Origin of the sequence: Collinsella sp. AF15-51 (assembly GCF_003462845.1) — a bacterium.
Lineage (GTDB): Bacteria > Actinomycetota > Coriobacteriia > Coriobacteriales > Coriobacteriaceae > Collinsella.
Window position 1 is genome coordinate 93,141 of the sequence record NZ_QRYG01000005.1, and the last position, 20,384, is coordinate 113,524.

Annotated in this window: 18 protein-coding genes; all 18 read right to left on the reverse strand. The window is 59.9% G+C overall.

Going from position 1 to position 20,384, the window contains the following annotated elements:
• Window positions 1–20 precede the first annotated feature (20 nt).
• Window positions 21–824, reverse strand: a complete 804-nt coding sequence (pstB, locus tag DWW51_RS04180; RefSeq protein ID WP_089571588.1) for a phosphate ABC transporter ATP-binding protein PstB — start codon at window positions 822–824, stop codon at window positions 21–23.
• Between the two features lie 12 nt (window positions 825–836).
• Window positions 837–1,742: a phosphate ABC transporter permease PstA gene (gene pstA / locus DWW51_RS04185; protein ID WP_117773628.1), complete on the reverse strand. Its 906-nt coding sequence runs from the start codon at window positions 1,740–1,742 to the stop codon at window positions 837–839.
• A gap of 3 nt (window positions 1,743–1,745) precedes the next feature.
• On the reverse strand, window positions 1,746–2,672 hold the full coding sequence (gene pstC, locus DWW51_RS04190) for a phosphate ABC transporter permease subunit PstC (protein ID WP_117564650.1): 927 nt from the start codon (window positions 2,670–2,672) through the stop codon (window positions 1,746–1,748).
• Window position 2,673: 1 nt separating this feature from the next.
• Window positions 2,674–3,510, reverse strand: coding sequence for a phosphate ABC transporter substrate-binding protein (locus DWW51_RS04195; protein WP_117564651.1), 837 nt, complete (start codon window positions 3,508–3,510; stop codon window positions 2,674–2,676).
• Window positions 3,507–4,307, reverse strand: coding sequence for a polyphenol oxidase family protein (locus DWW51_RS04200; RefSeq protein ID WP_117584224.1), 801 nt, complete (start codon window positions 4,305–4,307; stop codon window positions 3,507–3,509). Before DWW51_RS04200 ends, DWW51_RS04195 begins: the two co-directional genes overlap by 4 nt.
• 210 nt (window positions 4,308–4,517) lie before the next feature.
• Window positions 4,518–5,672 (reverse strand): cell division protein FtsZ, encoded by a 1,155-nt coding sequence (gene ftsZ, locus DWW51_RS04205; protein WP_055251674.1) that lies wholly within the window; start codon window positions 5,670–5,672, stop codon window positions 4,518–4,520.
• A gap of 199 nt (window positions 5,673–5,871) precedes the next feature.
• Window positions 5,872–6,660, reverse strand: a complete 789-nt coding sequence (locus DWW51_RS04210; RefSeq protein WP_231501570.1) for a cell division protein FtsQ/DivIB — start codon at window positions 6,658–6,660, stop codon at window positions 5,872–5,874.
• A gap of 424 nt (window positions 6,661–7,084) precedes the next feature.
• Window positions 7,085–7,996 (reverse strand): UDP-N-acetylmuramate dehydrogenase, encoded by a 912-nt coding sequence (murB, locus tag DWW51_RS04215; RefSeq protein ID WP_117773629.1) that lies wholly within the window; start codon window positions 7,994–7,996, stop codon window positions 7,085–7,087.
• A 5-nt stretch (window positions 7,997–8,001) separates the two neighbouring features.
• Window positions 8,002–9,420, reverse strand: coding sequence for a UDP-N-acetylmuramate--L-alanine ligase (gene murC / locus DWW51_RS04220; protein ID WP_117773630.1), 1,419 nt, complete (start codon window positions 9,418–9,420; stop codon window positions 8,002–8,004).
• Window positions 9,421–9,517: 97 nt separating this feature from the next.
• Window positions 9,518–10,633: an undecaprenyldiphospho-muramoylpentapeptide beta-N-acetylglucosaminyltransferase gene (gene murG, locus DWW51_RS04225; protein WP_117773631.1), complete on the reverse strand. Its 1,116-nt coding sequence runs from the start codon at window positions 10,631–10,633 to the stop codon at window positions 9,518–9,520.
• On the reverse strand, window positions 10,623–12,116 hold the full coding sequence (gene ftsW / locus DWW51_RS04230; RefSeq protein WP_117773632.1) for a putative lipid II flippase FtsW: 1,494 nt from the start codon (window positions 12,114–12,116) through the stop codon (window positions 10,623–10,625). Before ftsW ends, murG begins: the two co-directional genes overlap by 11 nt.
• A gap of 36 nt (window positions 12,117–12,152) precedes the next feature.
• Window positions 12,153–13,559 carry a UDP-N-acetylmuramoyl-L-alanine--D-glutamate ligase gene (gene murD / locus DWW51_RS04235; protein ID WP_117773633.1) on the reverse strand — a complete coding sequence of 469 codons (1,407 nt, stop codon included), beginning with the start codon at window positions 13,557–13,559 and terminating at the stop codon, window positions 12,153–12,155.
• A 9-nt stretch (window positions 13,560–13,568) separates the two neighbouring features.
• The gene (mraY, locus tag DWW51_RS04240; RefSeq protein WP_117746963.1) at window positions 13,569–14,588 is read right to left on the reverse strand and encodes a phospho-N-acetylmuramoyl-pentapeptide-transferase; all 1,020 of its coding nucleotides are present in this window, start codon (window positions 14,586–14,588) and stop codon (window positions 13,569–13,571) included.
• 3 nt (window positions 14,589–14,591) lie between these two features.
• Window positions 14,592–16,016, reverse strand: coding sequence for a UDP-N-acetylmuramoyl-tripeptide--D-alanyl-D-alanine ligase (gene murF / locus DWW51_RS04245; RefSeq protein ID WP_117773634.1), 1,425 nt, complete (start codon window positions 16,014–16,016; stop codon window positions 14,592–14,594).
• Between the two features lie 125 nt (window positions 16,017–16,141).
• Window positions 16,142–17,842, reverse strand: a complete 1,701-nt coding sequence (locus DWW51_RS04250) for a peptidoglycan D,D-transpeptidase FtsI family protein (RefSeq protein WP_369832559.1) — start codon at window positions 17,840–17,842, stop codon at window positions 16,142–16,144.
• A 182-nt stretch (window positions 17,843–18,024) separates the two neighbouring features.
• The gene (locus DWW51_RS04255) at window positions 18,025–18,495 is read right to left on the reverse strand and encodes a hypothetical protein (protein WP_117636013.1); all 471 of its coding nucleotides are present in this window, start codon (window positions 18,493–18,495) and stop codon (window positions 18,025–18,027) included.
• A gap of 90 nt (window positions 18,496–18,585) precedes the next feature.
• On the reverse strand, window positions 18,586–19,551 hold the full coding sequence (gene rsmH / locus DWW51_RS04260) for a 16S rRNA (cytosine(1402)-N(4))-methyltransferase RsmH (protein ID WP_117756997.1): 966 nt from the start codon (window positions 19,549–19,551) through the stop codon (window positions 18,586–18,588).
• 20 nt (window positions 19,552–19,571) lie between these two features.
• Window positions 19,572–20,006: a division/cell wall cluster transcriptional repressor MraZ gene (locus DWW51_RS04265; RefSeq protein ID WP_006234269.1), complete on the reverse strand. Its 435-nt coding sequence runs from the start codon at window positions 20,004–20,006 to the stop codon at window positions 19,572–19,574.
• Window positions 20,007–20,384: the final 378 nt, after the last annotated feature.

The window sequence follows — 20,384 nt, forward strand, 5'->3', positions numbered from 1 at the left end:
ATTGGGACTAGTCGCACCGATCAGCCAAAGCGGCCGGTGATATAGTCTTCCGTCCGCGAATCTACCGGGCTTGTGAAGATCGCGTCGGTTTGACCATACTCGATGAGCGTGGCGGGCTCGCCGGCAACTTCCTGCAAGAAGAATGCGGTGTAGTCGCTGATACGAGCTGCCTGCTGCATTGAATGCGTGACGATGATGATCGTCATCTCGGGCGCCAGCTCGGCCATCAGATCCTCAACCTTAGAGACGGACGTGGGGTCGATGGCGGAGCATGGCTCATCCATCAGAAGGACATCGGGCTGCACCGCAAGCACGCGCGCGATGCACAGACGCTGCTGCTGACCGCCCGAGAGCGCCAAACCATCCTTGTTGAGCTGATTGGATACCTCTTTCCAGAGGTTGGCGCGTTTGAGCGATTCTTCCACGATGTCATCGAGGTCGCTTTTGCTAGTCACGCCCTGCAGACGAGGGCCAAAGGCGACATTCTCGTAGATGGATTTGGGAAACGGGTTGGGCTGCTGAAAGATCATGCCCACACGACGACGGAGGTCGACCGGGTCGACACCCTCGGCATAGATATCATTGCCGTCGAGCGTCATGGTGCCCTCGACGCGCGTACCCTCGATCAGGTCATTCATGCGGTTGATGCAGCGCAAAAACGTCGACTTGCCGCAGCCCGAAGGGCCAATGAAGGAGGTGATGGCGTTTTTGGCGATGTTGAGGTCGAGCCCCGTCAGCGCATGAAAGTCACCGTACCAAAAGTTGAAATCCTTGGCCGTAATGGCCGCTTGCTCCAGCGTGGGAGCGGACTGATAAACGGACATGGGACTCCTTAACTAGCGACGCTTGCGCGACAGGAAGCGCGCAAACAGGTTGAAGGCCAGAATGATCAACATCAGCAAGAGCGCGGTGCCGTAGGCTGCGTTCATGTTGATGCCGTCGTTGGCAAGCAGGTACAGGTGAACGGTCATGGGGCGGCCGGAATCGAGCGGCGAGATAGGTAGATTGATGGCCTGGCCCATGGTGTAGAGCACCACGGCGGTCTCGCCAATGGCACGGCCGATGGCAAGGACAATGCCCGTGGCAATACGGCCAAAGGCAGAAGGAAGCACGATCTTGGAGACAACCTGCCACTTGGTGGCGCCCAGGCCGTACGCGCCCCAACGGATATAGCGCGGAACGGCGCGAATGGCCTCTTCGGTGGTGCGCATGACGATGGGAAGCATCAAGAGCGCAAGCGCCAGGGCGGCCGAGACCATCGAAAGGCCCAGACCCATAGCCTCGACAAACAAGGCGTAGCCAAACAGGCCCATAACGATGGAGGGCACCGAGGCCAAAGCGTCAGCAGCGTAGCGAATGAGCTCGACGATCTTGCCCTGCTTGGCGTACTCGGCCAGATAGACGGCTGCCAGCACAGCGATCGGCGTGCAGATAAGCATGGCGAGCGCCGTCACATAGACGGTCGAGACGATCGTGGGCCAAATACCGCCCTCGGCGTTGACGCCCTGGGGCCAACCGAAGATAAAGTCGAGCGAGATGTGTGGCAGGCCGTTGATGACCACGTAGGCGATGATAGCGACCAGCACCAGCGTGGTGATGTATGCCGCGGCACGGAACACGCCAAGCATGATCTTGTTGGACAGGTCCTTGTTGATGCGGCCCTTCTTGCCGTGGGAAAGGGCACGCTTGATGCGCTCGCGCGACGAGGTCGTATCGACCGTCGTGTCAACGGAATCGGACATAGCCTACCCCCTCTTCTTCTTGGAAACCAGGCGGACGATGCCCACCAGCGTGGCGGAAATGATAAACAGGACCACGCCCATGCCGAACAGCGCCGAGCGATGCAGACCCGAGGAATAGCTCATGTCGAGCGCAATCTGGCTCGTGAGCGTCGAGATGGGGCTCGCAATGCTGTCGGGAATAACCGGGGCGTTACCCACGACCATGAGCACGGCCATGGTCTCGCCGATGGCACGGCCCATACCCAGCACGATGGCATCCACGATACCCAGCTTGGCGGCAGGTAACACGACCTTATAGATAGTCTGCCACTTGGTGGCGCCCATGGCATACGATGCCTCGCGAATGCCCATGGGAATGGAATTGAGAGCATCGATGGTAAGCGTCGTGATGGTGGGCACGATCATAATGGCGAGCACGAACCACGCCGTCAGCGCGCCAAAACCAAGACCGCCGGTCAGTTGTGCGATAAACGGGCGGATGATGATCATGCCAAAGAAGCCATAGATGATAGAAGGGATGCCGGCCAACAGGTCAACGGCAGGGCTGATGAGCTTGCGCACGCGCTTGCTGGCGATCTCGACCAGATACACGGCCGTGCCCACGCCTAGGGGCACACCCATGGCGAGCGCGCCGACGGTCACCAGACCCGAGCCGGCAAGCAGCGACACGATGCCGTAGTGACCCTCAGAGGGCGCCCACGTAAAGCTAAAGAAGTCCGCCAGACCGATGTCGGTAAAGACGGGCAGCGCCGAGTACGTGGTAAAGACAAAAATCAGGATGACGGTAACAACCGCCAAGAACGCGCAGGCAAAGAAGATCCACTGCAGCGCCTTCTCCTTGATATAGGTGCTGCGCGATACGAGCGCCAGCTCGCGCTTCTTGGGCGCCTGACCATTCTGCTCAGTCTGGGAGTTTTCCTGTGCTTCCATGCTACTCACTCCCCTTCTCGTCGTTGGTGACGGGGATAAAGCCCGCCTCGCGAATCTGCTTGTCCATCTTTTCGGACGTCACATAGTCGATGTAATCCTGCGCCTGCTGCGAAGGCGCACCCTTCACAAAGAAGTAAAGGTCGCGTGAGATGGGATAGCCGCCGCTCGCGACCGTCTTCTCGGACGCCTCAACATGATTGACCGAGACGGCCTTGACCGAGGTCTTGGCGTTGAGGCTATCGACGAAGCCCAGCGAAATGTAGCCAATGGCACCGTGCGAACGAGATACCACGTCGCGCACCTGGCCCGTGCCCGAAAGAACGGCCGAGCGGCGATCGAACGGGGTGCCGTCCATCACGATGGTGCGGAATGCTTCACGCGTGCCGGATGCCTCGTCTCGGTTGATGACCTGAATCTTCAGGTCCTCGCCACCGACCTCTTTCCAATTAGTAATCTTGCCGGCATAGATATCGCGGAGCTGCTCGGTCGAGAGGTTATCGACCGGGTTATCGTCGTTCACGATGACCGCGATACCGTCGTGGGCAATGACGATGGGAGTCAGGCCCAGATCCTGTTCGTCGGCATTGAGTCCACGGGAGGAGCTGGCGATATCGGCCGTGCCAGCGCTGACGGCTTCGATGCCAGCGGAAGAGCCCAAACCGGAAACGAGCACGTCGATGCCAGTCTCCTCCTTAAAGCCCTCTGCCGCAATCTCGGCGATAGGAAGGCAGGTCGTGGAGCCGGCCACGGTAATGGAAGAGGTAGAAGATCCCGAAGAACAGGCGCACAGCGTAAGCGTAAGCACAGCGGCGCTCAGGACCGATACGATCTTTCTCATAGCATCACGCCAATCGCGGCATGGCGCCCACAGGTGCCGTCCTCGTTACGGTAGGAATAAAAGCGGTCGTTCTGACGCACAGTCGAAAGCTGGGTATCCACGATATTATCCGCGTCCACACCGATATCTACCAACGCCTCACGAATGGCGGCAGATAGATCGAGCATGCGAGAAGCGCCCGCATCGATGCACGAAAACTCGGCGGCAAAGCGGTCCATGAGTTCCTGGGATACCTCATATTCGTCAGCCAAGATATGGGGGCCGATATAGGCGGAAACGTCGCTCGCATCGCAGCCGGCAGCATCGCAAAGCGCCTGGCACGCCTTGGCAGAAATACGTGCAATCGTGCCCTTCCAACCGGAGTGCACCACGGCAAACCCGCCGGGGGCCACCAGCACCACGGGAACGCAGTCGGCAAAGCAGAGCAGCACGGGCACGTCATGGGCCGTACAGACGATGGCATCGCAGCCCTCGGCAATCTGCTCGCGAACAGCCTCAAGATCGTCGGCGCCGTTCGAAGTCACCGTAACGATATGGTCACCATGTACCTGATTGGGCACGAGCAGATTATGCTCGCACTCAGTGGCACCCATAGCTTCGAGCGCTCGACGACGATTTTCTTGAACAGCAAAGGGGTCATCGCCTACATGCGAGCCCAGGTTGAGCGAGGAGTACGCATCTTCAGAAACGCCACCGGTGCGCTCGGTAAAGGCAAAACGGACATCGGATGTCGCGCCCTCCACCAACGTAACTCCATCATGGTCGACACGCGAAACGTTGTCCGCACGTGCTGCCATACTAAAGCCTCCTAATAACACAAGTACCGCGGCGTCGCCGCGCAGTCCGCGTTTATACGGCTGTCATACTTCCTTAAAAGGATACCCGCAGCGGTAGGGACCAAACGTAAAGGGAACGTAAGGAGATTGGAGGCTTTCGTTTACAAACGAGAAACAAAACGGGGTGCATCCAAATGGACACACCCCGTGCAGGTCGTTGAGAAAAACGAACTAGAAGCTACCGCGCTTCAGGAAGTCGGGAAGCTCGAACTGGTCGTTGCCAAAGTTGGGCAGCTCGGTACCACCGACGTTGCGGGTCGGAGCGGCCTGAGCCGGGCTGGCAGCCGGAGCGGTGCGCTGCGGCTCAGCGGAGGCAGCGGCCTTGCTCTGAGACTGCTGAGCAGCAAAGAGCTCATCCTGACGGTTGACATTGGAGTCGGAGAAGCCCGTAGCGATGACGGTGATACGCACCTGATCGCCCAGGGACTCGTCGACAACGGTACCGAAGATGATGTTGGCCTCGGGGTCGACGGCGTTGGCGACAACGTCGGCGGCGTCGCTGATCTCCTGGATGCCCAGGTCCTTGGAACCGGCGATGGAGAGCAGCACGCGCGTGGCACCATCGATGGAGCTCTCGAGCAGCGGGCTGGAGATGGCCTGCTGGGCAGCGTCGACGGCACGAGTATCCCCAGAAGAGGTACCGATACCCATCATGGCGGTACCGGCCTGCTTCATGATGGTCTTAACATCGGCGAAGTCCAGGTTGATGATACCGGGGACGGTGATGAGGTCGGTGATGCCCTGGGTGCCCTGGGAAAGGACGCCATCGGCAATCGCGAAGGCCTCGAGCATGGTGGTCTTCTTCTCGGCGATGTCGAGCAGCTTATCGTTAGGAATGACGATCATGGTGTCGACGCAATCGGAGAGGGTCTTGATGCCCTCCTCGGCGCTCTTCTTACGCTTGCGGCCCTCGAAGGTGAAGGGCTTGGTCACGACGGCGACGGTCAGTGCGCCGACCTCGTTCATCGCGATATCGGCAACGATGGGAGCAGCGCCGGTACCGGTGCCGCCGCCCTCGCCGCAGGTGATAAACACCATGTCGGCGCCAGCGAGCGCCTCGGCGATGTCGTCGCGGGACTCATCGGCAGCCTTGCGGCCAACCTCGGGGTTGGCGCCGGCGCCCAGGCCGCGGGTAAGGTCGGTGCCGATGTGCACCTTGATATCGGCATCAGAGATCGCGAGTGCCTGAGCATCGGTGTTGATGGCAACAAACTCGACGCCGCGGATGCCCTCTTCGATCATTCGATTGACCGCGTTGGTACCGCCGCCGCCGACGCCGACCACCTTAATGACGGCAAGGTAGTTGTTGATCTCTGTCTCGTGCATGTCGGTCCTCCGAACAAAGGTTATAGCCATAGCATGGGTCGACCCCTGCGCACATTAACCTTCAGGTTGAAAGTAAATGCAAAGGTAAACCGTATTATGTTTGCACATTATGAACGTATCAGTCAAATAATTGACCGTGAAAACCAAACAAACCAGATAAACGGCGTGGTATGGCCCCTCAACAAAGCATCAACCAGCGCTACGAGGTCGGAGCATTCCTAAATGTGTAGTTGCCTGGAGAGCGCACATTGATATACGTTACGCCCTCTACCTGCGAAAGCAACTTGGTGACTACGCGTTCCTTCTTGGCGATATCGTCCGAATCGCCCAGCGACACCTCAATGCCGTTATTGAGGTTTGCCGAGATGGCTTCGACCGAAGGCGTGGAAATATCCTTGACTTGTCCCAAGAACTCGCTCGAAAAACCACGCACATAATCCAGGCCGGCCTTAACGGCTTTGGAGTTAACCGCCTGGCCGGAAACTGGAGCGACATCCGCCGAGACATCAGTCAACAACACCGCGCCATAATGCTTGGCGAGCGCCAGCGCGGCATCGATTCCGGTCAAGGTATTTGAGCCCTGCCCTGTCGTGATGACGTTGCCCTGGTCGTCCACTTCGACCGACGTCGACAGCGGGGCGATCCAGGTGTCATCGTCTCCGATAGCCCAGGCAAGGTCGTCGGAGCTGATATACGCAATGGCGATAACTTTACGCTCCGTCGGCGTGATGATAAGCGTATGGGGAAACTGGCGCTGGACATCCACGCCCGAAACCCACGGGTTCTGCTTGAGATCCTCGGTAATCTGGTCGGGATCGACGTTAAAAAGCGACGTTCCCTCGGGCAAGTCGATCAGCTGGATAGCATCGTGCTTCGTCACATGCTCGCTGCCTTGAATCTGAATATCAGTGGCAGTAAACAATCCAGAGTTGATCACCACGATGGCAACGACGACGAGCACGGCCAAGACGGCCAGAACGCCGCCCACGATTTTGCCTTTGCCTGTAACGACAGAAGCGGCGTCTGATGTTTTATTTGCCATCGCTCCAAGTGAAGATAACGGGTTGAAACCTTTTTTACTCGAAGGCTTCTTGGCGGTAGCCGGCACCGATGTCAGCGAGCGCGGTTTCGATGCGCCCAGCGTGCGACCTGGACGCGCCGCTTTAGTTCCCGTCGAGGGCTTGGGAGCTGCCATGGGACGGGCAGGCTTGGCGCCCATAACAGGCTTTGACGTCACCGAGGGACGCGAGGACTTTTTTGCGGCTGGACGATTACCGAGCTGCGAGCCGACGACCGGACGACTGGTCTGTCGAGCATGCCCGACAGACTTAGAGTGCGCGACGGTATTGCGTTGAGGTTTGGCAGGCGCGCCGGAACGCCCTCCGGCGCGGCGGAAGGTGGGTTTCGATGCTCTAGAAGCCGAGGAATTTAACTTCCGGTCTGAGCTCGATGCCATACGCCTCCCTCACCTTTCCGTGCACATGTCTGATAACCGCGGCAACGTCATCGGCCGAGGCAGTTCCGTTATTAACGATAAAATTAGCGTGAACGGGCGAAACTTCCGCGCCGCCAATCGAAAAACCCTTTAATCCACAATCCTCGATAAGCTTGCCCACACTCGCATCGGGCGGGTTGCGAAAGACAGACCCGCAGGATGCGCGACCCATGGGCTGCGTACGCTTGCGCCTCGTCAGGTACCGCTCCATGCGCTCGCGAATGTCGGCCTTGGGCGCCGGTTTAAGCTTGAACACGCACTCGAGGATGATCTCATTGCGGGGAAGGCTACATTCGCGGTAGTCCCAAGTGATCTCGGACCCCGCATAATGCTTGATACCGGATGCCGGGTCAAACGTTACGACATCCTCAACCAGCGAGCCAATCCACTCGGTCCGTGTGCCGGCATTCATGGATATCGCACCGCCGACCGAACCAGGAATGCCAACGGCAAACTCAAGGCCCGAGAGGCTACGCGACAGGGCATCGTTGACCAGGCGCGCAAACATCACGCCCGCACCGACCGTCAGCGTACAACCGTCATCGGCAACAACCGTGCGCTGAAACTCACGTCCCAGCGAAATAACGGCGCCGCGATAGCCGGCATCGGCAACCAACAGGTTGGACCCCTTGCCGATAATCACCCACGGCACCTGCTCGCGGTCAAGCACCGCCACGGCGCGACGCAGGGCATGGTAGCTATGGCACGTCACAAAGAGGTCGGCCTTGCCGCCGATTCGATAGCTTGTATGGCGCGCAAGACGTTCGTCCTCGACCACGTCCGTGTCGATCATGCCCGAAAGCGCCATGACGGCGTTAAACAGACCCATAGGGGTTAAGCGTCTTTCTTGGCAGTCAGATACTCGATGAACTCGGGGCCGACGGTCGTAACGTCGCCGGCACCCATGGTGAGCAGCAGGTCGCCCTCGCCCACGAGCTTCTCAAGCTCCTGGTTGAGCTCAAGACGGCTGGAGCAGTACACGACCTCTTTGCCGGGGTGCTTGGCGCGAACGGTATCTGCGAGCATCTTGGAGGTAACGCCCGGAATCGGCATCTCGCCGGCGGAGAACACATCGATCAGCAGCAGCTTGTCGGCGTTGGCAAAGGCATCGGCAAAGTCATCGCACAGAGCCTGCAGGCGCGAATAGCGGTGCGGCTGGAACACGACGTCGACATGCTTGTAGCCCAGCGAAGAGGCAGCAGCGAGCGTCGCCTTGATCTCGGTGGGATGATGGCCGTAATCGTCAACCACCGTGATGCCGTCGATATCGCCCACGTGGGTAAAGCGGCGGCGGACGCCCTCAAAACTCGAAAGTGCCTTAGCGGCGGCGTCGATATCGAGGCCCAAGACATGGGCGACGGTCAAGACAGCAGTAGCGTTGAGCATGTTGTGACGACCAGGGTTGCTCTTAATCTCGACAGCGTGCTCGGTGCCGTCCTCAAAGCGAACGATAAAGTCGCTCTGGATGCCCTTGACATCCGGATGTACGCAGACGATGTCGTTGTTCTCGGCAAAGCCATAGGAAAGCACATGACGGCCCGTCGACTTGGCAAGCTCGACCAGATGCGGGTCCTCGCCGCAAACGATGACGGTGCCGTCCTCGCCCACCAGCCCCATAAACTTGGCAAAGGTGGCCTCGATCTCCTCGATGCCCGAGTAGTGATCGAGATGGTCGGCCTCGACGTTGGTCACGATGACCACGTTGGGGTTCAGGAACAGGAACGAGCTGTCGGACTCGTCCGCCTCGGCGACAAAGTAGTCACCCGAGCCGTTCTTGCCGTTGGTGTCGTAGCCCTCGACGATGCCGCCGATTAAAAAGCTGGGGTCCAGACCCATGCGATCGAGCATCGTGGCGCACATTGAAGACGTCGTGGTCTTGCCGTGCGTGCCGGCAACGGCGATGGTGGTGTAGCCGTGGCCCAGGGCCGAGAGCATCTTGGCACGGGGCCACACGGGAATACCGAGCTCGCGGGCACGCACGAGCTCGGGGTTGGACTCGGGAATTGCGGTGGAGACAACAACCACGTCGGGCTTGACCTCGTCGATTGTCGCAGCCTCGTGGCCCACGTGGACCTTCACGCCGGCGCGGGTAAGCTGGCGAATATAGCGCGACGTCTTAAGGTCGGAGCCGGTAACGGTATAACCGCGCTCGTGCAGGACGAGGGCGATGCCGCTCATGCCGGCGCCACCGATACCGATAAAGTGGGCGCTCTTGAACTCGGGCGCTGAGGTTGCAGTCTGGGAATCAGCCATGTGCTCGTGTACTCCTTGCGTAAACACTGCCTGTAACCCGTTAACTGTACCGCACCTACCGCATCCGCGCGAGGGCGACCGGCGATATCCCGTCTAACTAACGCAATCCCTCTACCGCGTCGGCCAAAAGTGCGGCGGCACGGTCCTGGCCCAAGCCACGCGCCGCCTGACGCATGGCATCACGCGCCGCAGCGTCATCGATCAGGTGCAGCAGCTCGTCGGCAAAGGCTGGGGCATCGATATCGATATCGGCGCATAGCACGCCGGCACCGGCGTCGACCAGGTAGCGCGCATTCGTGGTCTGGTGGTCGGCCGTGGCGTGCGGATACGGCACGAGTACCGAGGGCACGGCAAGCGCGGCAATCTCGGCCACGCTCGAGGCACCGGAACGCGAGAGCACCAGATCGGCCGCAGCCAGCATATCGCCCATGTTGTCGATGTAGGGCTGGACACGATAGCGCTTCGCCTCCTCGGGCGTCAGCGCCAAAGCGCGCTCGGTCTCCTCAAAGCCGTCGGCACCCGTCGAATGCAAAATGTAGAGATTCTCGCGGGTCAGCAGCTCACCCTTGAGCGAGGCAACACGCTCGTTGAGATGCTGAGCACCAAGTGAACCGCCAAAGACGAGCAGAAGCGTCGCGTCCTCGGGCGCGCCGAGCGTCTTGCGACCGCGAGCGCGATCGCCCTCAATCACCGAACGACGCACGGGATTGCCCGTCATGAGCACATGGTCGGGGTCGCCCTCGCGCTCAAAGACCGCGCGGGCCGCAGGAACCGAAATGCACACGCGGGCGGCATGCGAGTTCATCATCTTATTGGCCAGACCCGGAACAGAGTTCTGCTCGTGCAGCAGATACGGAACGCCGGCGCCCTTGCACCAACCCAGCAGCGGAACCTCAACGTAAGCACCAAAGCCGATAGCGGCATCGGGCTTACCGACCTTCGAGAAGTGACGAGCAAGCGCACGCTTCGCCTTGTTGACGCGCCACAGCGAGGTCAGCGCCGTCCAAGGACGGGAGCGATCGAAGCCCGTAACCGTGATGGGCACAAAATCGAATCCGGCCTCGGGAACCAGACGACCCTCGAGCTTGCGCGATTGGCCCACGAACACAACGTGATGACCGCGGTCACGCAGCTCCTCGGCCAAGGCGAGCGCGGGGTTGATATGTCCTGCCGTGCCGCCAGCTGCAATAGCAACGGTCATCTTATCGGTCATGGTAATCCCTTCGTACACGCGGCCCCTGGTCATCGGTGCGCAAACGCGCCGACGGGTCCGAATTCAAATCGATTCGATTATATCCGCCGCCCGCATTGCGAGGAGTGGGGCGCTGCGGACGACCTTGCGGCGCTGTTCGCTGACGCGGACGGGCCGCCGGCTCGGTCGCAGAGCCATCCAGGACGGTAAAGCCGTTACGCGAAGATCGCTCGCCACGCACGTGGGGCACGCCGGCGGTACTCTCATCCATAACGGCAAAGCTCTCGCGGCGACGGTCGTACTCATCGCGACGGGCGCTCTCATACGAAACGCGCAGGATCAGACCAGCGAGCATGAGCGACACAATAATCGACGAGCCGCCGTAGCTAATAAACGGCAGCGGCTTGCCCGTCATGGGAAACACATTGAGAATGCCCAGCGCGTTAATCAAAAACTGCACCGCAAGGATGACCGCGGAACCCGATGCCATAAGTGCTCCGCGACGGTCAGTCGCCTGCTCGGCAATGCGAAACGCCGAGTAGACCAACATCGCAAACACCAAGAAGAACAGCACGGTTCCGATAAAGCCAACTTCCTCGCCGATAATAGCCAAGATGTAGTCGTTGTGTGCCTCGGGCAAATACGAGTACTTCATGGTGGAGTTGCCGATACCACGGCCGAACAGTCCGCCCGAGGCAAACGCCATGATGGCAAGCGTGGCCTGATAGCCGTCACCATATTCGTCTGCCCAAGGATTCCAAGCAACCTGGACACGCGTCATACGATACGGCTCGGCGATAAGGGCAATCGCAATGACAGCGATGCCGGCAACGACCGTCCAAACGATATATTTGGGGTCCAATCCCGCAAACAACGCCATGCATATGAGGGTCAACAAAATGATCAGGACGGTACCAAAATCGGGCTGAACAAAGATCAGGAAGAGCGAAATTCCCAGGTAGCCGCCCATCTTGCGAAGAAACTCGTTGATGTTGCCGCCGGGCGAAAAGATACGGTCGAGCATGATTGCCGAATACGCGATGGCGAACGGCTTTAAAAACTCAGACGGCTGGAACTGAATACCGGCGATGTTGAGCCAGCGCGTGGCGCCACGACTGCCGCTACCCATAAAAAACACCAGAACCAGTAGCCCCATCATGCCCATGAGGAAGATCCTGAGCACGTCTTCCCCAAACCAACTGTCCGGCAAGACGCGCACGATGGCAACCATAGCCAGCACGCCAACTCCGGCAAACGCGGCCTGTCGAAACAGGAAAAACGTCGCCGAACCATTCTCGTGCAGCGCCTCGACCGAAGATGCCGAGTACACCATCAGCAAGCCGAAGCAAACCAAGCTAAACAGGCAGGCCATAAATATCAAACGGGGGCGCATGATGCGGGCGGGGACGCCGGCAATATAGCGCTCACTGAACGTCTGCCCGCCGCGTCCGGAACGCGGCGTGCTACGCAGCGAGGAAGCACGGTCCGAGTCGGGCCTCCTCATATCACTTCGGGGGCTCTCCTCTCTCACCGGCAACCCCTATTCCGTTTGCGATTTCGCTGCTGCGGCAAGCTGGGCAACGCAGTCCTTAAACACGCGACCGCGCTCCTCGTAGCCCGAGAACTCGTCAAACGAAGAGCAAGCGGGCGAAAGCAGAATCACGTCGCCGCGGCTCGAGAGCGAGCGGGCAACGTCAACGGCATCGCGCAGATCATCGGCCTGGGCGATATCCACGTCACCATCGACATCGGCCTCGTCCATAGCGGCGGTAAAGCGCTCGCGCGCATCGCCAAAGCAAACGACCGAGCGCACGTTGTCCATAACGACGCGGGCAAAGTCCGCAAGCGGCGTACCCTTGTCGTGGCCGCCAAGCAGCAAAATCACATCGTCGTCGGGAAACGCCGTCAGGGCCTTTTCGACCGCATCGGTGTTCGTTGCCTTGGAATCGTTGACATAGCGCACGCCATCGATCTCGCCGCAGGGTTCCACGCGGTGTTCGAGCGGCTGGAACGATGCCAAACCGCGGCAAATGCCCTCGGGATCGGCACCGACGGCCAGAGCAGCCGTGGCGGCACATAAGGCATTGATGACATTGTGATGGCCCGAGATCTTGAGCTCGGACGTGGCGACAAGCTGAGTCTCGACGCCCTTCAGGCGGACGACCATCTTGCCGTCGCGCACAAAGGCGGCGTCTGCACCCTCGGGCTCGTCAAAAGCGACCTTGCAGATGCGGCGACCCGGCGTATAGATGTACTCATCGAACTCATGGATGCCGGCATCCTCAACGTCGATAACCACGAGGTCGTCGTCGACCATATTCTCGAACAACTTGATCTTGGCAAGCGCATAGTTCTTGTGGCTCTTGTGCCAGCCCAGGTGGTCGGGCGTGATGTTGAGCAGCACCGCCACGCGAGGATGAAGCTCGGCGGTCGTAGCAATCTGATAACTCGACAGCTCAGCCACAAACCACTCATTGTGTGCGCGGCCGTCGATCTCGTTCACCGGCGGCTCACCGATATTGCCGACGGCCACGCTGGCTTCACCGGCGGCCTTGAGCAGATAATCGGTCAGCGACGTGGTAGTTGTCTTGCCGTTGGTGCCCGTGATGGCGATCCAATTTTGGGGAGACAGGCGATAGGCAAACTCGGGCTCGCCCATAATCTGAGCGGCATGCTCACGCCCGGCCTTAAAGAAAGCCGAGAACTCCGAGATTCCCGGGCATGTCACGCACACGTCATAGGCACCCTCGACCTGCTCGGTGCCGTAGACAAACGACGCGCCCTGCGCCTCGAGCGCACGTGTGGCGTCATTGGGCTCGGAGGTACCGCCGCCATACACGGTCGTGGCGCTCACGCGCTCGGGGTGAGCCAACGCCCAACGGGCGACATCGAGACCGGATTTACCCTGCCCCAAAACAAGCAGGCTAAAGACATCAGCAAGAGGCATGAAAGACCACTATCCCAACTGGAAGAACAGGGCGAGGCCAACGGCACCAAAGGCCGCGGCGATAATCCAAAAACGGATAACGACCTTGGTCTCGGCCCAGCCCTTCTTTTCGAAATGATGATGAATGGGCGCCATAAGGAAGACGCGCTTGTGCGTAAAGTGGAAATAGACAACCTGAATCATGACCGACAGGGTCTCGACGATAAACAGACCGCCGATGATGAGGGAAACGACTTCGGTGTTGGTCATGATGGAGGTGCAGGCAAACGCGGCACCCAGAGCAAGCGAGCCGGTATCGCCCATAAAGATGCTCGCCGGGTAGCAATTGAACCACAAAAAGCCCAGGCAGGCACCGGCGCACGCCGTGCAGAAGATGGACAGGTTCACGTCACCGTGCAAAAACGCCATGGCGGCCATGGCGAGCATGGCGATCATGGAAGTGCCACCGGCAAGACCGTCCAGACCATCGGTCAGGTTCACGGCATTGGAAAGACCGGCAATCATCAGCCAGCAAAATACAATGTAGAGCCACGGGAACGAAAGGCCGCAGATGGTGGTCGAAAGAACACCGAGGTCAATCGTCAGGCCGCCGGGAAAACGAATCTCGGGGGCGACGCCGCACCAATTGACGGCGAGCACGGTAAAAGTGACGCAGATGATGGTCAGACCGATCATCTTGGCGTGAGGCGTCAGACCGAGCGAGCGACCATGCGTGACGGAGGTCAGGTCGTCGATGAGACCCAGAACGCCGGTGGCCAGCGTGGCAAGCAGCACGAGCACGAGCTCGGTGGTGAGCTTGCCCATCAGCAGGCAGGTCAGCGAGATCGCGACAAGGATGATGACGCCGCCCATGGTGGGCGTACCCTGTTTAATCAAATGACGCTTGGGGCCGTCGGCTCGGACCTGTTGGCCGATACCCTCGACCTTCAGCAGCTTAATCCACCACGGCATAAGCAGCAACGCAATGGCGGCAGCGATGCCAAGTCCCAAAAAGGCCTGATACGTAGGATACGAGGGATTGCCGAACATGGGCTAGCACACACCTTCCACAAAGCGGTCGAGCTCAACGAAACGGGAACCCTTGACCAGTACAACATCATGATTTTCAAGCGCGCCGCCCATGCGGTCGAGCACCTGCTGATAATCGGAGAACACCTGGATGCGGTCCTCATCCATACCCATCATACGTGCGGCATCGGCCATGAGCTGAGCCAGCTCGCCGCCGACGCACGCGAGCATGTCGAGCTTCTTGGCGGCGGCATAGGCGCCCACGAGCTCATGCATGCGGGGAGCCTCGTCGCCCATCTCGCCCATCTCGCCCAAGATCGCCATGCGCGAACCGTCACAGATAAGCGAGCACAGCAAATCGAGGCCGGCAGCCATAGACTCGGCACTGGCGTTGTAGGAGTCGTCGATGATGCGTGCTCCGCTCTTGGCGCGCTTGATCTCCTGACGGTGGCCGGTGATCGTAAGGCCCCTAAAGGCAGCATCGATCTGCTCGGGCGTCACGCCCAGACGATAGGCGATCGCGGCGGCCTTGACGGCATTGGGCACGGACTGCACGCCGGGAATGGCCAGCATGGTATCGACCGTGTCGCCCTGACCAAAGTCGAGCGTAAAGACCGGATGGCCCTCGTCGTCGACGCGAATGTCGCGTGCGCGGACCTCGTCGTCGTCCGAGACACCGGCCAGCATCACGTCAATACCCGCAGGCTGGGCGAACGTATCGCGAATGAACGGCGTAAAGTCGTCCTCGCCGCCCAAAACCAGCAACGGCGAGAAGTCGCCGGCGGCGCACATGCCCTGAACGATCTCGGCCTTAGCGCGGGCGATGTTCTCGCGGCTGCCCAGGATACCGATGTGGGAGGTTCCAATCTTGCTCACAATGGCAAGATTGGGGTTGGCAGACTGGGACAGGCGCTCAATCTCATGAAAATGGTTCATACCCATCTCGAGCACCAGAACCTCGGTATCGGCCGGAGCGGAAAGCACCGTGAGCGGCATGCCGATCAAGTTGTTGAAATTGCCCTTCGTGGCCCAGACGCGATAACGCTTGGCGAGCACGGCGGCGAGCACGTCTTTGGTCGTCGTCTTGCCAATCGACCCGGTAATGCCGACGACCAGGCAGCCAAGCTCCAAGCGATATACATGCGCCAGGCGCAGCAAGAACTCCTCGGGGTCGTCGGTCAGCAAGATGGCGCATCCCTTGTCCTGCGCCAGCGAAACCAGCTCGGCATCGGGCTCGCGCGTCATCACGACGGCACCGGCACCCGACTCGATGGCACGGGAGGCAAAATCATTGCCGTCGACCTTTTCGCCGGGGAAGGCGACAAAGATCGTCCCCTCCTCGACCTGACGCGAGTCGATAACGCACCCGCGGCATACTCGATCGACTTCTTCCGTCACGGTTCGGGCCCCCGTTGAGGCCGCGAGGTTGTTGACGGCGATCTCTATCATTGCAGCTCCCCTGTAAACCTAATAATGCTATCGGCGTATTGTATCCCAGTGCCATGCGCGCGTGGTGCAGGGCATGTGAACACCCTTCAGATCAAACGGCAGACCACGCTCAAGATTGTAACCCCCTACTTCGTGCGCGGGATACCCAGCACGTCGAGCGCGTTGGCCATAATGGACTGGAATGGCACCGCGGCGGCATCCGAGCCGCTCGGTGTTCCATCGAGTGTGATATAGCACAGCACCTTGGGCGATTGTGCCGGCGCAAAGCCCATAAAGGACGACATATAGTTCTCCTTGAGGTAACCCCCGTTCTCGTCAGCACGCTCGGCCGTACCGGTCTTGCCCGCCACGTCATAGCCATCGACCGCACCGCCAACGCCCGTGCCTTCGGACACGACCGTCTGCATGCACGATGTCACCTGGGCGGCAGCGTCCTCCGAAATCGCACGCTCGCCTTCGCCCCAGTCCTTCTCATCGCCCTTGCTGGACTTATAGAAGTGCGGAGTCATCATCACGCCGCCGTTCGCGATGCCGCCCACGGCACGTGCGACCTCAATCGGCGAGACGGACAGCGCCTGGCCAAAGCTCATCGAGCCCAGCGTGGCGCCGTCGTACTGGTCGCGCTCCTTGACGATACCCAGACTCTCACCCGGAAAATCGACACCGGAGCTATGACCGATGCCCCACTTGTCCACATAGGTGGCAAAATCATCGGCACCGATCTTGCGTCCCACCAGGACAAAGCCCACATTGGACGAACGGCGCATCATCTCACGCACGTCCATGGTCATGGTGTAGTCGCGCTTATCGGCGTCGGTAACGGTGTCGTCGCCGACCTTAATGCTCGCCGGCACCTCAAACGACGTGCTCGAACGCACGGCGCCCAAGTCGAAGCCGGCACCGGCCACAAGTGTCTTAAAGACCGAGCCGGGCTCGTAGGCATCGGTAACCAGACGCAAGTTCATGTCCTCGGTCTTGGCGTTTTCCAGATCGGTCTGGTCATATGTCGGATACGAGCATGCCGCCAGAATCTCGCCCGTCGTGGGATCGGTGACCAGGGCCGAGCCATTCTTGGCCTTGGTCTTTTCGACTGCCTCGGCCAGGGCGTCCTCGGCGGCACGCTGGATATTGACATCGAGCGTCGTCACGATGTCCACGCCGTCAACCGCCGCCACCTTTTTATAGGCGCCGCCCGCGATATAGCTACCGTCCCTCGCCCGCTCGCGCACCAGCGAACCGTTCGTTCCGGTCAAAAGCTTGTTGTACTGTTTTTCCAGGCCCGTCAGACCGTCGTTGTCCACGTTTACCACGCCAAGCACCTGCGATGCCAGGTTGCCATAAGGATATACGCGCTTCATGGCCTGCTCAAAGAGCACGCCGGGCAGATTCTTCTTCTCCAGCGCCGCAGCATCGTCCTCGTCCACCTGGCGTTTGATATACACCCAGGTGCCATCGGACATAACGAGATCACGACAGGTTTTCTTATCGATGCCCGTAGCTTTGACCAGTGCCGAGACCGTCTTGTCAACGTCCTCGATAAGCTGAGGATTCACGGCGATGTTGCGGCATTCGACCGACGACGTCAACACGTTGCCGTTACGGTCGTAGATGGTACCGCGCTTGGCATACAGCGTCTGCGCAAGCAAGCGACGTGCATCGGCACGGTCGCGTAACTTATCGGCTTCCACGATTTGATAGTCGGCAAGGCGAAGGACGCCCAAGCCCAAGCCAAACCCGATGAAGCCCATGACGGCTTTGCGACGGGGCAGCGGCGTGCCCGTGAGCCATTCGGTCGACGAGCTCTTGCGCGGTCTGGTGTTATGCATTTGAGGACCACTCGAGCCACGGAGACGCGACGCGGGGTCGTTGCCATAGGACGGTCTCGCGTTGTAAGATGGCCGACCCGTTCCTTGATAACCAGAACGTCCCCGCGATGAGGGACGTCCAGAACCGCGACCCCGGTCGGAGCCGCGGCGATAGTCATTTGTCATACTCAGCTACCGTCTTGTTACTGAGCGGTCGCGGTCGAGCTGGCGCCCGCGGCTGCATCCTGCGAAAAATCAAGTGTAACGCTCTCGCTGGGCTCCACCATGCCATAAGCGCCCGCAAGGTCGCGAATGCGCGTGTCGGCACCATAGACCGAATGCATGACCTCCAGGTCGGAGCTCTCATCGGTCGCCTTCTCGAGCGTGTTGGTAAGCGCGGCATTGCTGTTGAGCACCTGGGCCGTAACGCCGGCGAGCGCCACACGGGCGACACCGATCGTCATGAAGATGGCCGCAATGATGCAAAACGTTTTAAGAACGCTCATGAAAACCGGGCTTACCGCCTGGTTTGCCTGACGGCCCGCGCCCGTGTAGACATCAAAGCGCGGCGTGCGCTGCTCGCGGGGAGCAGCGGGAGCCTGCGGTGTCTCACGATAGGCGGGCATGGCGCTCATATCATAGGCGAGTGCTGCGTTTGAAGTGTTGTAGCCCATGATATGCCGCCTCCCATCCCGAGTACGTTGGTAGTGTGTTTAAGCTTCGTTTATGGTGCGAGCGGGAGGTCCAATATCGCGCGGTCGCGTCTACAGACGCTGCGCCACGCGGATCTTGGCTGATCTCGCCCGAGGGTTGCGCGCAACCTCATCGGGTTGGGCAACCAGGGGTTTGCGGGTGATGACCTTGAGTATCGGCACGTTGCCGCACACGCACACCGGAATCTCCGGCGGACACGTGCACCCCTGGCTCATCTCCTTAAAGTGGTTCTTTACGATACGGTCCTCGAGCGAGTGATACGAGATGACGCAGATACGTCCGCCCGGGTTGAGCCACCTGGTGGCGGCATCAAGCCCTCGTTCGAGCACATCGAGCTCGTGATTGACCTCGATGCGAATGGCCTGGAAACTTTTCTTGGCCGGGTGTCCGCCATGCCGACGAGCGGCAGCCGGGATACCCGCCTTGATGATCTCGACAAATTGGCCGGTGGTTTCGATCGGTTCTTGCTCGCGGCGGCGCACGATCTCGCGCGCGATCTGCGAGGCGAACTTCTCTTCGCCGTAGACGCGTAGAATCCGGGCGAGGTCGTGTTCGTTATAGGTGTTGATGACCTCAGCTGCGTTTAAGGTGTTATTACCCGGATCCATCCGCATGTCCAATGGGGCGTCCTCGTTATACGAAAAGCCCCTGCCAGGGATATCGAGTTGCGGCGACGAAACGCCCAAATCGAACAGGAAGCCATCGACCCCGGGCACCTCGGCCGAGCAAAGCAGCTCGTCCAAGTCGCCGAAGTTGCCCTTCAGCAGCTGGTGCGGAACGCCGGGAACCTCGCGGTCCAGACGGGCGCCAGCGGCCTCGAGGGCCATGTCGTCCTGGTCGACGCCGAGCAAAAGGCCCGTCTCCCCCACCTGCGCGGCCATCTTTACCGAATGGCCGGCACCGCCAAGGGTGCAATCGCAGACAACGGAGCCGCTCTTTAGCCGCAGCGACTCAAGCACTTCGCCGAGCATGACAGGTTCATGCCGATATTCTTGTGTCAAGATCCCACGCTCCATCCGTTACCCGTGCCTTGCCCTTACGAGAAGAAGAGGTCCAGCAGAGCCTCATCGTCATCGTCCTCATCGGCCGCGGCGCGATCCCAAACCTCAAGGTGGTCGTAGTTGCCCACAACCGTGACCTCGCGGTCGAGGTTCGCCTGCTTACGGAGAGACTCGGAAAGACCGATACGACCGGCGCTGTCCACGTCCATCGACGTGGTGCGCTTGTTGATCGCCCTCATGAGCTTCTGGTCATTAATGTCACGCGGGTTAAAACCCTCGTGGCCCTCACGACCCGCGAAGAGTCCTTCGACCCACTTATCGAAGGCCTCGGCAGAGAACACGTACAGAGCATCGACATCCAGGGCTTTGAACACGCGAACGTGCTCTCCAAGCTCCTCGCGAAGGGGTGCAGGCAGGGACAGACGACCTTTTGCATCGAGATTGCGCTCGTATGCACCAGTCATTCCCATGTGCGCCCTCCCCTCGGTTACTCAGATGGCACGTACGCGGGGAACCACCCCGCCTGTCGACGTCATTAATAATATGGGGAAGCGCCCCATTTTTCAACACCTTTCCCCACCCCTTCCCCCACCCCGCCCCACCACTCCACCCACCATATATTGCAAAACACCCCCAATCATATGTTCGAAAACACAATATGTTGTGTTTACAGCAACGGCGGGATGCCACCTGTGGCACCCCGCCTTTCAACCTCAACCTTCAAGTTGACCTTGAGGCGATTTTTGCGTCCCTTTACATGCCGTTCACATCGCCCCCAAACTCCCCCACCCAAGGCACATGCGGCCCGCCACCGCGACGACAAGTGGCAAAAATGGGACGGGGCCCCC